15 protein-coding genes are annotated in these 13,698 nt (G+C 70.1%); 2 read left to right on the top strand and 13 right to left on the bottom strand.

Translation table 11 applies throughout. The annotated features are described in order from the left end of the window. Positions 1 to 25 precede the first annotated feature (25 nt). On the bottom strand, positions 26 to 1,549 hold the full coding sequence (locus ACU6XJ_RS12400; protein WP_476310009.1) for an alpha/beta hydrolase: 1,524 nt from the start codon (positions 1,547 to 1,549) through the stop codon (positions 26 to 28). Positions 1,550 to 1,698: 149 nt separating this feature from the next. On the opposite strand from ACU6XJ_RS12400, the gene ACU6XJ_RS12395 reads away from it, so the two are divergent. Continuing rightward, positions 1,699 to 2,613, top strand: a complete 915-nt coding sequence (locus ACU6XJ_RS12395) for an HAD family hydrolase (RefSeq protein ID WP_476310006.1) — start codon at positions 1,699 to 1,701, stop codon at positions 2,611 to 2,613. 64 nt (positions 2,614 to 2,677) lie between these two features. Here the strand turns inward: ACU6XJ_RS12395 and ACU6XJ_RS12390 are convergent, their stop codons facing one another. The 7 genes from ACU6XJ_RS12390 to proC form a co-directional block, all read right to left on the bottom strand. After that, positions 2,678 to 3,208: a YbjQ family protein gene (locus ACU6XJ_RS12390; protein WP_476310003.1), complete on the bottom strand. Its 531-nt coding sequence runs from the start codon at positions 3,206 to 3,208 to the stop codon at positions 2,678 to 2,680. A 25-nt stretch (positions 3,209 to 3,233) separates the two neighbouring features. Next, on the bottom strand, positions 3,234 to 3,362 hold the full coding sequence (locus ACU6XJ_RS12385) for a hypothetical protein (protein ID WP_476310000.1): 129 nt from the start codon (positions 3,360 to 3,362) through the stop codon (positions 3,234 to 3,236). A 57-nt stretch (positions 3,363 to 3,419) separates the two neighbouring features. Next, positions 3,420 to 4,370, bottom strand: coding sequence for a lysophospholipid acyltransferase family protein (locus ACU6XJ_RS12380; protein ID WP_476309998.1), 951 nt, complete (start codon positions 4,368 to 4,370; stop codon positions 3,420 to 3,422). 10 nt (positions 4,371 to 4,380) lie between these two features. After that, positions 4,381 to 5,415, bottom strand: a complete 1,035-nt coding sequence (locus ACU6XJ_RS12375) for an NAD-dependent epimerase/dehydratase family protein (protein ID WP_476309995.1) — start codon at positions 5,413 to 5,415, stop codon at positions 4,381 to 4,383. Positions 5,416 to 5,604: 189 nt separating this feature from the next. Continuing rightward, positions 5,605 to 5,706: a 30S ribosomal protein bS22 gene (locus tag ACU6XJ_RS12370; RefSeq protein ID WP_018684825.1), complete on the bottom strand. Its 102-nt coding sequence runs from the start codon at positions 5,704 to 5,706 to the stop codon at positions 5,605 to 5,607. A gap of 150 nt (positions 5,707 to 5,856) precedes the next feature. Further along, a complete protein-coding gene (locus tag ACU6XJ_RS12365) occupies positions 5,857 to 6,072 on the bottom strand; it encodes a helix-turn-helix domain-containing protein (RefSeq protein WP_476309990.1) in 216 nt (71 codons plus the stop codon). A gap of 174 nt (positions 6,073 to 6,246) precedes the next feature. Continuing rightward, positions 6,247 to 7,056 carry a pyrroline-5-carboxylate reductase gene (gene proC, locus ACU6XJ_RS12360; RefSeq protein ID WP_476309988.1) on the bottom strand — a complete coding sequence of 270 codons (810 nt, stop codon included), beginning with the start codon at positions 7,054 to 7,056 and terminating at the stop codon, positions 6,247 to 6,249. A gap of 374 nt (positions 7,057 to 7,430) precedes the next feature. On the opposite strand from proC, the gene ACU6XJ_RS12355 reads away from it, so the two are divergent. Next, positions 7,431 to 8,774, top strand: coding sequence for a helix-turn-helix domain-containing protein (locus ACU6XJ_RS12355; protein ID WP_476309985.1), 1,344 nt, complete (start codon positions 7,431 to 7,433; stop codon positions 8,772 to 8,774). Here ACU6XJ_RS12355 and ACU6XJ_RS12350 read toward each other — a convergent pair. The 5 genes from ACU6XJ_RS12350 to ACU6XJ_RS12330 all read right to left on the bottom strand — a co-directional run bounded on the left by ACU6XJ_RS12350 (position 8,754) and on the right by ACU6XJ_RS12330 (position 13,690). Continuing rightward, the gene (locus ACU6XJ_RS12350) at positions 8,754 to 9,548 is read right to left on the bottom strand and encodes a thioesterase family protein (RefSeq protein WP_476313964.1); all 795 of its coding nucleotides are present in this window, start codon (positions 9,546 to 9,548) and stop codon (positions 8,754 to 8,756) included. The genes ACU6XJ_RS12355 and ACU6XJ_RS12350 overlap by 21 nt on opposite strands. A gap of 26 nt (positions 9,549 to 9,574) precedes the next feature. Beyond that, positions 9,575 to 10,501 carry a proline dehydrogenase family protein gene (locus tag ACU6XJ_RS12345; protein ID WP_476309983.1) on the bottom strand — a complete coding sequence of 309 codons (927 nt, stop codon included), beginning with the start codon at positions 10,499 to 10,501 and terminating at the stop codon, positions 9,575 to 9,577. 77 nt (positions 10,502 to 10,578) lie between these two features. Then, the gene (locus tag ACU6XJ_RS12340) at positions 10,579 to 11,376 is read right to left on the bottom strand and encodes a sugar phosphate isomerase/epimerase family protein (RefSeq protein ID WP_476309981.1); all 798 of its coding nucleotides are present in this window, start codon (positions 11,374 to 11,376) and stop codon (positions 10,579 to 10,581) included. Beyond that, a complete protein-coding gene (locus ACU6XJ_RS12335; protein WP_476309978.1) occupies positions 11,373 to 12,662 on the bottom strand; it encodes a hypothetical protein in 1,290 nt (429 codons plus the stop codon). The genes ACU6XJ_RS12340 and ACU6XJ_RS12335 overlap by 4 nt, the downstream gene beginning before the upstream one ends. Then, positions 12,659 to 13,690, bottom strand: coding sequence for a Ppx/GppA family phosphatase (locus ACU6XJ_RS12330; protein WP_476309975.1), 1,032 nt, complete (start codon positions 13,688 to 13,690; stop codon positions 12,659 to 12,661). The genes ACU6XJ_RS12335 and ACU6XJ_RS12330 overlap by 4 nt, the downstream gene beginning before the upstream one ends. Positions 13,691 to 13,698 lie beyond the last annotated feature (8 nt).

The following is a 13,698-nucleotide window of genomic DNA, read 5'->3' as shown; positions in this document are numbered from 1 at the left end:
GGGCTGTCTCCGCCGGGAAAGCCGGTCAGGACACCGGCTCGTCCTCGCAGCGCGTTCCCTCGGGCGGCAGTGAGCCGTCCACCAGGTAGGCGGCCACCGCGGCGGTGACGCAGGGGCTGCGGCCGGTACCGGTGTGGCCTTCACCCACGAACGTCAGCAGCCGCGAGTTGGCCAGCGTGCGGTCCAGCGCCACCGCGTCCCGGTAGGGCGTGTCCGGATCGCCCGTCGTACCGACCACCAGGATCGGCGGGGTGCCCTTGGCGTGCCACGGCCCGGCGTAGCGGCTGGCCCGCGGGGCCTTCCACTGCACACAGGCGTTCGCGTGCGAGTGGTCGTAGCCCGGTGAGCCGTAGGCCGCCGTCGGTCCCAGGTCGGGTGCGTGCCGCGCGGCCTTGGCCAGCCGGTACCGCAGCAGCGCGCGGCTCGCCGGGTAGCGCCGGTCGGCGCATTCGACCGCGGTGTTCTGCGCGAAGAACGTCGCCTCCGCGCCGATCGAGGCCACCAGCGGACCGGTGCGCTGCTGGGCCTGTGCCAGCTGTCCGGCCAGCGTGGGATAGCCGCGCTTGCCGCGGTTGAGCTCGAACATCACCGCGTAGGCCACGCTCGCGCCGTTGGCGGTGACCTTGCCGCCCGCGTCGCGGATCGGGTCGGCGTCCAGCCCGGTCAGCAGCGCGTCGAACGCGTCGGCGGGTTTGCCGTTGCCGAAGGCGCAGGTCGAGCGGGCGCACCAGGCCAGGAACCTGCGCAGCGACTCGTCGGTGGCGAGGTACTGCCCGTAGTCGTACTCGTAGGGCCGGTTCGCGTAGGTCTCCGGGTCATAGCCGCCGTCGAGTACCAGCGAGCGGACCCGCTTCGGGAACAGGTTGGCGTACACCGTGCCGATGAAGGTGCCGAACGAGGCGCCGAAGTAGGTCAGCTTCTCGTCGCCGACAGCGGCCCGGAGCAGGTCGATGTCCCGGGCGACGTACTCGGTTCCGACGTAGGGCAGCAGGTCGGCGCTGTTGCGCTCGCAGGCCGCGTTGAACTCCGCCGCCAGCCGCAGCCCCTGCCGGAAGGAGTCCCGCTCGACACCGGCGGTGACGTTCTCGAACGCGGCCCTGGTCTGCTCCTCGTCCAGGCACTTGAGCACCCGGTCGTTGCCCGCGACGCCGCGCGGGTCGAAGCCGACGATGTCGTAGCGCTCCAACACCGCTTTGGGCAGCCGCTGGGCGAATGGGCTGACCATCCTGACCCCGGAGCCGCCCGGCCCGCCGGGGTTGACCAGCAGCGAACCCACCTTCTTGGCAGGGTCGGCGGCGCGTTGGCGGCCGAGCTTCAGCGTGATCTTCTTCCCACCCGGATCGCGGTAGTCCAGCGGGACCTCGGCGGTGGCGCACTGCTGCGGCACGCCCGACGGACACGGACCCCAGGACAGTGTCGGCACGGTCACCCCTGGCAGCCCGCCCGGAGGCAGGTCCGGCTCGGCGGCCGCGGGCACCGTGAGCCCGCCGACTGCCACCGCCACGGCCAGGGCGAGCACCGCTTGGCGTGATAGACGTTGCTTCCCCATGGATCCCCTTCTGTGGTTCCCCGTTTTCGCGGCTCAGCCTAGGGAGCCACGCGGGGCGGCGGCAGTGCATTTCCTGCTACCCGCGCCGGAGGCCGGGGCTTGAGCACGACACCAGGCACACCGTCGGTGCGGGCCGCTAGGCTTGACGCGTGGAAGCGGACGCGGCGCCAGGACAGTCTTGGACGGCCGGTGCTGCGGCCCAGAGCAGCGCCGAACTGGCGGGCCAGGCCTCGGCACAGGCAGCGCTGACGGCGGTGCCGACCCAGGAGGAAAGCCAGGCGGATGTGCCGCCGGACCTCACGGCGGCGGCGTTTTTCGACGTGGACAACACGATGATGATGGGCGCCTCGATCTTCCATTTCGCCCGCGGCCTCGCGGCAAGGAAGTTCTTCACCACCGCCGACCTCGCCGGGTTCGCCTGGCAGCAGATCAAGTTCCGGGTGGGCGGCAAGGAGAGCAAGGAAGACGTCAAGGCCAGCCGTGAGCAGGCGCTGTCCTTTGTGGCCGGTCGCAGCGTCGGCGAATTGGTGGCGCTTGGCGAGGAGATCTACGACGAGTTGATGGCCGACCGCATCTGGTCCGGCACCAGGGCGTTGGCGCAGATGCACCTGGACGCGGGCCAGCGGGTGTGGCTGGTCACCGCGACCCCGGTGCAACTGGCGCAGATCATCGCGCAGCGGCTTGGCCTGACCGGCGCGCTGGGCACGGTGGCCGAGAGCGAGCACGGCGTCTTCACCGGGCGACTGGTCGGCGACCTGCTGCACGGCGCGGCCAAGGCCCACGCCGTGCGCGCGCTGGCCGTCCGCGAGGGCCTGAACCTGCGCCGCTGCACGGCCTACTCGGACTCGGTGAACGACCTGCCGATGCTGTCCGCGGTGGGCACCGCGGTCGCGGTCAACCCCGACCAGGGCCTGCGCGAGGAGGCCCGCCGCCGTGGCTGGGAGATCCGTGATTTCCGCACCGGCCGCAAGGCCGCCAAGATCGGCGTCCCCTCGGTACTCGGCGCGGGCGCCCTGGCGGGCGCCGTCGCCGCGGGCATCGCCTACAAGCGCCGCCCCCGCTGACCTGGATTCAGCGTCCTGAACCCGCAATCCGAGGGTGTTCTCCCCGGTTGGTGCGCTGAACCGGCTATTGCGGGGGGAACGGGCCGGACGGAGGTCCGTAGCCGCCGGGGGGTGGTGGCGGCTGCTGGCCGTAAGGGGCACCGGGCTGCGGGTGGAATTGCGGCGGCTGTTGCCGAGCCTGCGGCGGTGGGGGCTGGTTTCCCTGCTGGGCAGGGGGTGCCTGCGGCGGTTGATTGCCCTGCTGGTCGGCGGGGACGATCACCACGGCGGTGCCGTAGGCGGCGACCTCGCTCATGGTGCCCGCGATCTCGTTGCAGTCGAAGCGCATCGCGATCACCGCGTTGGCGCCGTAGGCCATCGCCGACTGGCACAGCCTGCCCATGGCCTCGTAGCGGGACTCGCTGAGCATCTGGGTGTACTCGGTGATCTCCCCGCCGCCGAGCGCGCGGAAACCCGCGCCGATGTTGGAGAACATGTTGCGGCTGCGCACCGTCAGCCCGAACACCTCGCCGAACACCTGCGTGATCCGGTAACCGGGCACATCGTTCATCGTGGTGATCAGAATCGGGAACTGCGGCGGCATCGGTTGGCCCATGTGGGTGATCGTAACCGCCGGGCCGCTACCAGCCCTGGCTGCCCGACAGCAACGCGCCCAGCACCGCGACCGCGAGAAACACCACCACGATGACCAGCGCGATCTGCCTGGTCCGCGCCGAGGACCGGGACCGCCGGTACGGCGACTTCGCCACGTCCTTCTCCCCTCGCCGAGCCTTCCGCCGCAGTCTCCCGCGCCCGCCGCCCGCCCGCTAGCCGAAGAAGACGTTGCGGCGCTGGCTGAGCAGTCGGTAGAGGGTCTGCTGGATGGTCTCGCGGACCTGGTCGGTGAGGTTGAAGACCAGCATCGGGTCCTCGGCGGCGTTCGAGCCGTAGCCGGAGGTGTGGATGGGCTCGCCGAACTCGATGTACCACTTGGACGGCAACGGCACCGCGCCCAGCAGTCCCAGCAGCGGGAACGTCGGGGTGATCGGCGCGTACGGCACGCCAAGCAAGCGGGCCAGCGGCTTGAGGTCGCCGATCATCGGGTAGATCTCCTCGGCGCCAACGATCGAGCAGGGGATGATCGGCACCCCCGCGGTGAGCGCCGCGGCCACGAATCCGCCGCGGCCGAAGCGTTGCAGCTTGTAGCGGTCCCGGTAGGGCTTGCCGACGCCCTTGAACCCCTCGGGGAACACACCGACGAGTTCACCGCCGGTCAGCAGCCGCTCGGCGTCGCTGCCGCAGGCCAGCGTGTGACCCGCCTTGCGGGACAGCGATCCCAGCACCGGCAGCGTGAACACCAGGTCAGCGGCGAGCATCCGCACATGGCGGTGCGCGGGGTGGTGGTCGTGCACGGCGAGGGCGGTCATCACGCCGTCGATCGGGATGGTGCCGGAGTGGTTGGCGACCAGAAGGGCACCGCCCTGCGACGGCACGTTGTGCAGGCCGATCGCCTCGACCCGGAACCAGCTTTCGTACAGGGGGCGGACCAGCGGCAGCAGCAGCTTCTCGGTGAGTTCGACGTCGAAGCCGAACTCGTCGACGTGGTACTCGCCGCTGAGCCTGCGGCGCAGGAAGGCGAAGATCTCGGCGACCCTGCGTTCCAGCGCCGAGTCCGCGGCTTCCGCGGGCTGCGGCGCGGCATCGATGTGAGGCTCCTGGTCGGGCTGTCTACGCCGCCGACCGTCGCCGTGTAACGGGATCACTCGCGCTTCCGGCACTCTCCCCTCCTCACCGGCTCAGTCTGGCGGCCAGGGCGAGGGCCGCCTTCTCCAGTCCGTCCAGCTCACGCTGGTCGAACAGCGGGCGCAGGCCGCGCCCGGTGACGTAGTCGCGGAAGGCGTCCTCGGTGTTCCACCGCGGCGTGTACCCGAACTCGGTGCGCAGCCGCGTGTTGTCCACCACGCGACCGAAGTTGAGGTAGCGCATCTGCTCGGGCGAGAAGTCGACCAGCCCGGTGCCGCGGAAGAACCCGGCGACCATCGGCAGGATCTGGTTGGGCACGGTGAACGGGATGCGGCCCGCCCGCCGAATCGCCTGCGAGAGCATCAGCACACCGTCGGCGCCGACGTTGAACACCCCGGGCAGGTCGTGCAGGGTGGCGCGCTCCAGCACGGCGATCGCGTCATCGGAGTGCAGCAGTTGGATGCGGGCGTCGAAGCCCAGCACGGTCGGCACGACAGGAAGCGCGAAGTAACGGGTCAGCACGCTGTCGATGCGCGGGCCGATGAAGTTGGTGAAGCGCAGTGTCGTGGTGATCACATCGGGCCTGCGGCGGGCGAACCCCCGCACATAGCCCTCGACCTCGACCACGTCCTTGGGGTAGCCGGCCAGCCGAGCCTGCTGCGCGGGCATGTCCTCGGTGAACTTCACCGGGTCACGGGAGCTTGACCCGTAGACGGTGCTGCTCGACTTGATGACGACCTTGGTCACCAGCGGAGATTTCTGGCAGGCGGCCAGCAGCTGCATGGTGCCGAGGACGTTGACCTCTTTGGTCGCGGTCCTGCTGCCCGCGTCGGGGCTCGCGGACAGCGAGGCGTGCACCACGGTGTCCACCCGCGCGGTGCTGATCACCTTGGCTATCAGCGGGTTGCGGATGTCGGCGCGCACGAACTCGGTGCGGCCGAGGTGACGGCGCAGATCGCGGGAGGGCGGGATGGAGTCCACCCCCAGCACCCGGTCGATATCGGGATCGGCGGCCAACCGCGCGGCAAGCTGTCCGCCGAGAAAGCGGCTGACACCGGTGACGAGTACGACCTTGGGCACTTCGGGCGTCTCCCTGCGGGCTGGATGGCAAGAGTCTAGCCATCCAACTTTGGCCGGGGAGTGCCGAAGTCACCGCCGTCACCTGTCATGACCACGCACAAAGCGATGGCGAACAGGGCTTTCACGACACCGGCCGACAGGATCGGACAAGTTGTTGTCCACGATCCCGTCGGCCGGGTGCGAGGAGTCCTACTTCTTCAGCTTGCGCCGCTGCACACGGGTCTTGCGAAGCAGCTTGCGGTGCTTCTTCTTCGACATGCGCTTGCGGCGCTTCTTGATGACAGAGCCCATGCTGGGGGTCCTCGCTCCTGCTTTCGGTGACATTCGAGCTGTCTGGTAGCCCGACCGCGGCGCCTTGGGGCAGCCCGGTCAAGGGCAGTGAAGTGACAGCCTACCTGGCCTGCATTGTCACCCGTCCACCGCACACCCTCCGGCGGCGGGTCAGCCCGCGTTGAAGTAGGCCTCTTCGAGGTAGGTGTGCACGGCCTTCTTTGGTACCCGGAACGAGCGGCCGACCCGCACCGCGGGCAGGTCGCCCGCGTGCACGAGCCGGTAGACCGTCATTTTCGAGACACGCATCATCGCCGCCACTTCCGCGACGGTCAGAAACTGCACCTGACCGAGCAGGGGCGGGTCGGCGTCAGCATTCGCCGGCATCGTCACCGCGTCCTTCGGCACGCGCCGCGCCGCAGGGCTTCCCCACCCGACGGTATCGACACGCGCGTGCTTGGCTTTGAGGGTAGCGGGACAGTTGGGGCTACTGCGACTGTCGGGCACTAGTGGTACTCCCATGATGGAATCGCCCACCACGTGGAGTGACCGCTTCGGCGGCTAGGCCTCGTGTTCGCGGCCAAGCTCCGCCGACCGGTCCCGGGCGGCCTCGATGGCCGCGAGCAGGGCAGCTCGCACGCCGTGCCGCTCCAGTTCGCGAATGGCCATGATCGTGGTGCCCGCGGGCGAGGTGACGGCCTCACGCAGGGTGACCGGGTGGTCCCCGGAGTCCCGCAGCATGGCCGCGGCGCCCACCGCAGACTGGATGATCAGATCGGTGGCCACCGCGCGCGGGATGCCGAGCAGGATGCCCGCGTCGATCATCGCCTCGACCAGGAAGAAGAAGTACGCGGGACCGGAACCGGAGAGTGCGGTGACCGCGTCCTGCTGGGTTTCCGGCACCCGCACCACCTTGCCGACGCTGCCGAGGATCTCCGCCACGACCTCGAGGTGCTCGCCTTCGGCGTGGCTTCCCGGCGACACAGCGCTCATAGCCTCACCGACCACCAGCGGAGTGTTGGTCATCACACGGACCACCGGGGTGCCCGCAGGCAGCCTGCGTTCGAACAACGCGGTCGGCAGGCCCGCGCACAGCGAGACGACGAGCGTGTCGGGTGTCACTGCCTCGGCAAGCTCGTCCAGCACCGGCTCGATGTCCTGCGGTTTGACCGCGACCACCAGCACATCGGCCTGCTTGGCCGCGGTCGGCACGTCCACGGCCTGCACGCCGTATTGGCTGGTCAGCTCGGCGCACCGCTGCGGGTAGCGTTCGGTGAACAGCAGGTCATCGGGGCTGCGGCCTGCGGAAAGCAACCCGGACAGCAGGGCCTCGCCAATTTTTCCCGCACCCAGCACGGCGATCCTCGTCATGCCTGAAAGCCTGCCACGTCTCTCAAGTTGTTGAGCCATCTGTCCCATCACTCGCACTGTCTTGACGCTATGTGCTTGGGTCAATACCGTTGGTAATGGACGAGGGGGTGCTAACAATGGGTAGGCATTCAAAGCAGGACGACGGCCAGGAACCGCCGCCAAGCAAGGGCGAGGGCAAGCACCACGCCCCCGAAGACAAAAGCCCCGAAAAGGAGCCCGCTCGGCAGAGCTGAGCATCAGCCGTCGGCAAGCGGCGGCGGATAGCAGCCGGGACTTGGGTCCACCCGAACGCGCCAGTGCCGTTCACCGCAGGGACGGCTAGCGTCGGTGGACTGCCCCTGCATCCACCAAGCCGGTCCGCCGATGTGCCTGACATGGACAATAAGGACAGCACCGATCTTCCCGCCACGCTGTGGGAAGACGCATCCGTGCGCCCTGCCTTGGCTCGCCGCGACATCCAGGCCATCTATCTCTTTCTCAAGGCACAGGGGTTCTCACAGCGACGCATCGGGGAGTTGGCCGGGCAGTCGCAGTCCGAGATCACCGAGATCCTCAAGGGCCGCCGCGTTCTCGGGTACGACGTGCTGCGTCGGATCGCCCGTGGCCTGGGAATCCCGCTTGACCTCATGGGACTCGCTTATCGACCCGGATGCGATCCGGACGAGCCCGACGACGAAGACGACGACGTGAAGCGCCGAGGGTTTCTGGTGGTGGCCACTGCCGCTGCGCTGGGGATCGCTACGGAGCCCCGTACCGGACCGCGGTCCGGTCTCGTTGAATCGCACCAACTGCCGCCGGTCCCGGCGAATATCGGCATGAGCGATGTGCTCCGCATCGAGGAGGCCACCGATGCGCTCTGCAAGTTCGACATGCGGCACGGCGGGGGCCTGATCCTCGATTCCGCTCTCGGTCACTTCCGGTCCAGCGAGAAGCTGCTGGACGCCAAGTGCACCGACCCCGTGCGGCGGCGCCTGCTGCACGCAGTGATCGCCGCCGCGCGGGCGGCCGGGTGGACGGCCTTCGACACCGGCTGTCACAACCGCGCGGTGGCCATTTACACCAAAGCGATGTCCCTGGCCGAATCGCTGGGCGACCGAAGCCTGATCGCGGCGGTGCTGGACTCGATGGGCGACCTCGAGTTGCACCGCGGTGCCACCGATTACGCGCTCAAGCTCTTCCAACTTGGCGAACTCGCGGCCGAGACCTCCGGCGACAGCCGCGCCAGGGCCGTACTCGCATCGGACTCGGCAGTTGCCTACGCGGCACTCGGACATGGCAAGCAGGCCGATGACGTGCTGCGGCGGGCCCGCGGGCACCTCGATGGCGCCGATTCCGCGGCATCGGGCTGGGCGTCGTTCTTCTCCGAGCCGTACCTACTGGCGAGCCGGGGCCGGGTCGCGTTGTCCAAGGGCAGCCCCGAACTCGCGGCAAGCTGCTTCACGAAGGCCATCGCCTTGCGCGGCGAAGCCACCGCGCGCAGCCTGCTGATGGAGAAGATCGACCTGGTCATGGCTGCACTGCGGGCGGACGAGCCAAGAACTGCGCTGCCAACAGCGAGCGCGGTCCTGCATGACGCGAGTGCGATCCGGTCGCAGCGGGTGCTGGACAAGCTTGTGTCCCTGCGTACGGAGGCCGAAGGCAGGTCCGATTACCGTCGGCTGATCGCCGATATCGACCGGGTGCGGGCCGGGCGGGGGCTAGCGGGCGGTCAAAGCTAGTTGTCTTGCCTGGCAGACGAGGTTGCCCGCGGAGTCGAGGACGGTGGCGTCGGCGTCGAACCAGCCGTCGCGGACGGTGGCGCAGTCGACCTGGATGCGGAGCCAGCCCGGTGCGGGGCGGCCGCGGATCAGGGCTGTGAGCTGCACCGTGGGGGACCAGCCGACGCGGCCGAGGTTGAAGGTGACGGGCATGGCGATGTCGCCCGCCACGATCGCGAAGAGTGGGTCGGTCTCCTCGCCGCGGGGGCGGGCCCAGAGGCGGAGTTGCAGCGGAGCGCCGTCGCCGTTGGTGAGGAAGCCCGCGGTGGAGCGGTCCAGCCACACGTCACAGGGCCGGGAGAGGCGGAACACCTCGGAGAACGGGGAGGAGCCCAGGTCGAGTGCGTCCTCGGGCGGTTCGGGCGGCAGCTCGGGCAGGTTCGTCCACAAAGGACTGCCAGTGGGCAGGGTGCCTGCCGCCACGGTGGCGTCGACGCAGGTTCGGCCGCGTTGTTCGAGGGTCACGGCGATCGAGGACACCGTCCGCCCGGATTTGCGCACCTCGGTGCGCAACAGGGCGGGGCCCAGTTCGGGGGCGGCCAGGAACTGGGTGCTGACGGCCAAGGGCTGCAAGGCGTGTTCGCCCGGCGTGGACAAGATGCCCGCCTTGGCCATCAGCGCCATCAGGTAGCCGCCGTGCGGCTTGTTGCCGCCGATGGCCCAGTCGGCGGAGAGGTCGGCGGCGAACACGCCGTCGCCGAGCGGGCGCAGCGATGTCGCCGCCGAGAACCTCACCACCGAGAACGCCTTCACGCCCGCCCTCAGCCGCGACTGGTCAGCGCGCGCAGGAAGAACGCCGTGTTGGCTGGGCGCTCGGCCAGCCTGCGCATCAGGTAGCCGTACCACTCCTCGCCATACGGGATGTACACCCGCACGGTCTCGCCGAGGCCCGCCAGCCTGCGCTGCTCATCGGGGCGGATGCCGTACAGCAGCTGGTACTCGTAGGTGCCCTGCTTGCGCCCGAACCAGCGGGTGCGCTCGCCGATGATCTCCACCAGCCGCGGGTCGTGGGTGGCGAACATCGGGTAGCCGTCGCCCGCCAGCAGCGCGTTGGCGCAGCGGACGTAGTTCAGGTCCACCTCGTGCGGGTCGGTGAAGGCCACCGTGGCCGGTTCGGCGTAGGCGCCCTTGCACAGGCGGACCCGGGAGCCCTCGCCCGCCAGCGCCTTGCAGTCGTCCAGAGTGCGGTGCAGGTAGGCCTGCAGCACCGCGCCGACCCACGGCCAGGTCCGCCGGAGTTCGGCGAGGATCCGCAACGTGGAGTCGGTGGTGGTGTGGTCCTCCATGTCCAGGGTGACCGTGGTGCCCGCCTGCTCGGCCGCGGCGCAGATCCGGGACGCGTTCTCGAGTGCGAGCGCCTCGTCCAGTGCCTGGCCGACGGCGGACAGCTTCACGCTGACCTCGGCGGCGCCCGCGAGGCCGCCCGCGCGCAGCGCGTCCAGTAGCGTCAGATAGGACTGCACGGTCGACTCGGCTTGGGCGCGGTCGGTGGTGTCCTCGCCGAGGTAGTCCAGCGTCACCGTGAGACCGTCGGCGGCCAGCGCCGCGGTGGCGGCGACGGCGTCGGTGGTGGTCTCGCCCGCGACGAAGCGGCGGACCACATCCCGGCTGACCGGCGCGGTGGCGACCAGTTGCCGGATGCTGCCGTTACCGGCGGCAGCCAGAATCAGGGAACGGAGCGGGTTCACGGCCGTGACTGTAGTTCGGTCAGCGGCATGCCCGCGCACCCGCCTGGGCAGGGGGAGAGCAATGTCGCACTTCCGCCCTATCGCGCCAGGTGCAGACGGGCGAAGGCCAGTGACTCGGCGAGCATGGCGGCCCGCTCCTCGCGGCCGCCCGCGCGGCGGGTGTTGACCTCCAGCACCACCGCGCCCGCGAAGTCGCTCGCGGCCAGCCGGGCGCAGATCTCGGCGCACGGCGCGACACCGCGGCCTGGGACCAGGTGTTCGTCGCGGGGTGCGCCGCTGCCGTCGGCCAGATGCAGGTGCGCCAGTCCCGAGCCCATCCGCTCGGCCATCTCCAGCGCGTCGACGTGCGCGGCGGAGGTATGCGAGATGTCCAGGGTGTAATTGGCATAGCCGACCTCGGTGGGGTCGGGTGAGGGGCGGAAGCCGGAGACGCGGATCTTGCGCTTGCCAACCGGCCGCATGGGGAACATGTTCTCCACCGCCACCGCGAGGCCGCTGTAGTCCTCCAGTTCGGCCACCAGGTCGGCGAAACCCTCGCCGTAGCGGCGCTGCCAACGGAAGGGCGGGTGCACCACAACGGTGTGCGCGTCGAGTTCCCTGGCCGTCCGGACCGCCTTGCGCAGCCGGACCTCCGGATCGGGCGACCAGATCCGCTGGCTGATCAGCAGGCAGGGTGCGTGCACCGCGAGCACCGGCATCCCGTAGCGCTTGACCAGCGATTCGACGCCCGCGACCTCCTGGCTGACCGGATCGGCCCACACCATCAGCTCGACGCCGTCATAGCCCAGTTCGGCGGCGAGCCGGAAGGCCGCGGCGGCCGGCTGCGGCCACACCGAGGCGGTGGAGAGCCCGATCGGGATCGCGCGGCTGGTCAACGCCCTCCTACCAGCAGCAGGGCCGCGGGTGACACCGTGACGAGCAGGCCGACCAGCACCGCGAGCACCATCGTCTGCACGTCGTCGGCCTTGCGGATCACCCGGACCACCAGCACCAGGCCGATGATCACCACCAGCGCGAGGCCGAGGGCCAGCGCGGGCATCTTCTCCCACAGCCACTGGAAGCCCAGCCACAGCGCGGCACCGCCGACCACGCCCGCGCCCAGCTGGTAGCCCATGGCCAGCCACTCCTGGCCGGGTGTGCGGGGTTCGGCGTCCTCGTCGGGCTCGTCCTCGGGTTCCAGGTCCAGCCCGGACATGCCCGCGGGCGCGTCGTCGACGAGGTCCTCGTCGTCCGTGGGGCGGTCCTTGCGGGCCCGCCAGCCCCAGCCCCGCTTGCGCGGGGTCTCCTCGGGCTCGTCGTCGGCGTCCAACTCGTTGATCTGCGGGCGGTCGTGCTCGGCGAGGCCGAGGTGCTCGACGCCGTTGTGCTCGACCACGCGGTTGCGGTCGGCGCTGTCCAGCGCGCCCTGGATGTCGGTGTGCAGCTCGGTCTGCTGCTCGGCGACCGGGTACTGGCGGCCGAAGGCGGGGAACCGCTGCTCCTGCGTCACCTCTTCGGAGGCCAGCCCCCGGGGCGGCTGCGGTGCCTGCGGCGGCTGCTTGGCATCGACGTCCCCGCGGCCCGCGAAGTGACCGGGGTAGTCGCCCTCGTAGCTCTCCTCGTCGAACCAGCTGTCCTGGCCGGGGTGGGGCGCTTGGCCCGGAGGCGCGACCGGCGGCACCGGACGCGGTATGGCGGCGTTGGTGGGCGCAGGCTGCGGCGGCTGCGCGGGCGGTTGGGGCTGCGGCTGGGGAGGCGCCGGTTTCGGCATCGGCATGAAGCCGGTCGGCGGCGACGGTGGCGGTGGCGGTGGCGGTGGCGGCACCGGACGTGGGGTCGGGGTGGGCGGCGGTGGCGGGGTGTCGACCTTGGGGAACTGCTCGGTGGACTCGCCGACCGGCGCGGCGCCGGTCATGGTCGGCGGCTCGGGAGTCTCCGGCCGCTGCCTGCCGCGGGCCCGTCGGCTGTTCGCCGCGGGATCGGGGGTGTTCTCGTCCACCTTGGGCATTCGACCGCTGTCGGACAGCACCCGCTCGATGATCGTCTGCGGTGCGGTCTCGTTCTCCGACTCGGCCCGCCGTCGATGGCGGCGGTTGGCGGTGTCGGGACTGCTCCCGTACTGGGCGAGCAGCTCCGCCACTGTGCGCTGGGCCTTGTCACCCGACCCGCTCTGCCGACTCATCGTTTCCACCGTGCCCTGTACTGGCCCGTCCGTCTAGTAACGCGCAGGATCTCCCGCGCATCTCCGACCACGGGCGCGATCCTTGCGGAAGTCTGGACCGTCGAGTCCGCCTGGTCCAAACGGCGCAGGATCACACCCTCGCGGAGGGCCCACGGACAAATCTCGACTGACTCCAGGGACAACGCTCGCATGGCCGCCTCGGCGACCAGCGCGCCTGCCACCAGCTGATGGGCTCGGCTGGCGCTGACGCCCTCCAATTCTGCCAGGTCGGCGGCGGACATTCGGGAGACGAAGGAGATGAGCTGTCTCAGACCGGCGGCGGTGAGCACCCGACGTGCCCTCGGACCTGCGGAGGAAGGCGCGGCTCCGGTCAGCCGGGCCAGAGTGCGGAAGGTTTTGGAGGTGGCAACCACCCGATCGGGTTTGCCTGCCTTGCGCAGCCGCTTGGCCACCGGCGCCAACTGGTCGTCCAGCCACTCGCGCAATTCGCCGACGTCCCGCTGGGACGGGGGGTCCTTCCGGAACCTGGTACGGGTGAGCCTGCCCGCACCCAGCGGCAGCGACCAGGCGTGGTCGGGGTCCTCGTCCATGCCGATGGCGATCTCCAGCGAGCCGCCGCCGATGTCGAGCACCAGCAGCCTGCCCGCGGACCAGCCATACCAGCGCCGCACCGCGAGGAAGGTGTAGCGAGCCTCCTCCTCGCCGGTCAGCACGGTGAGGTCGACGCCGGCCTCCTGCTTCACCCGGTCCAGCACCGAGGTCGAGTTGCCCGCCTCCCGCACGGCCGAGGTGGCGAAGGCCATCAGCTCGTCGCAGCCCAGCTTGTCCGCGGCGAGCGCTGCCTCCACCACGGTGCTGACCAGCCGGTCGGCGCCGTCGGCGGTGAGCTGCTCGGCCTCGTCCAACTGCTCGGCCAGCCGCAACACGGTCTTCTCCGAGCTCATCGGCGTCGGATGGGCACCCCGATGCGCGTCCACCACCAGTAGGTGGACCGTGTTCGATCCCACATCGAGTACACCGAGCCGCACGTCAGCAC

Source organism: Actinorectispora metalli (assembly GCF_056323685.1).
The sequence above is the reverse complement of the archived record's forward strand: the minus strand, read 5'-3'. Positions and strand labels throughout refer to the sequence as shown.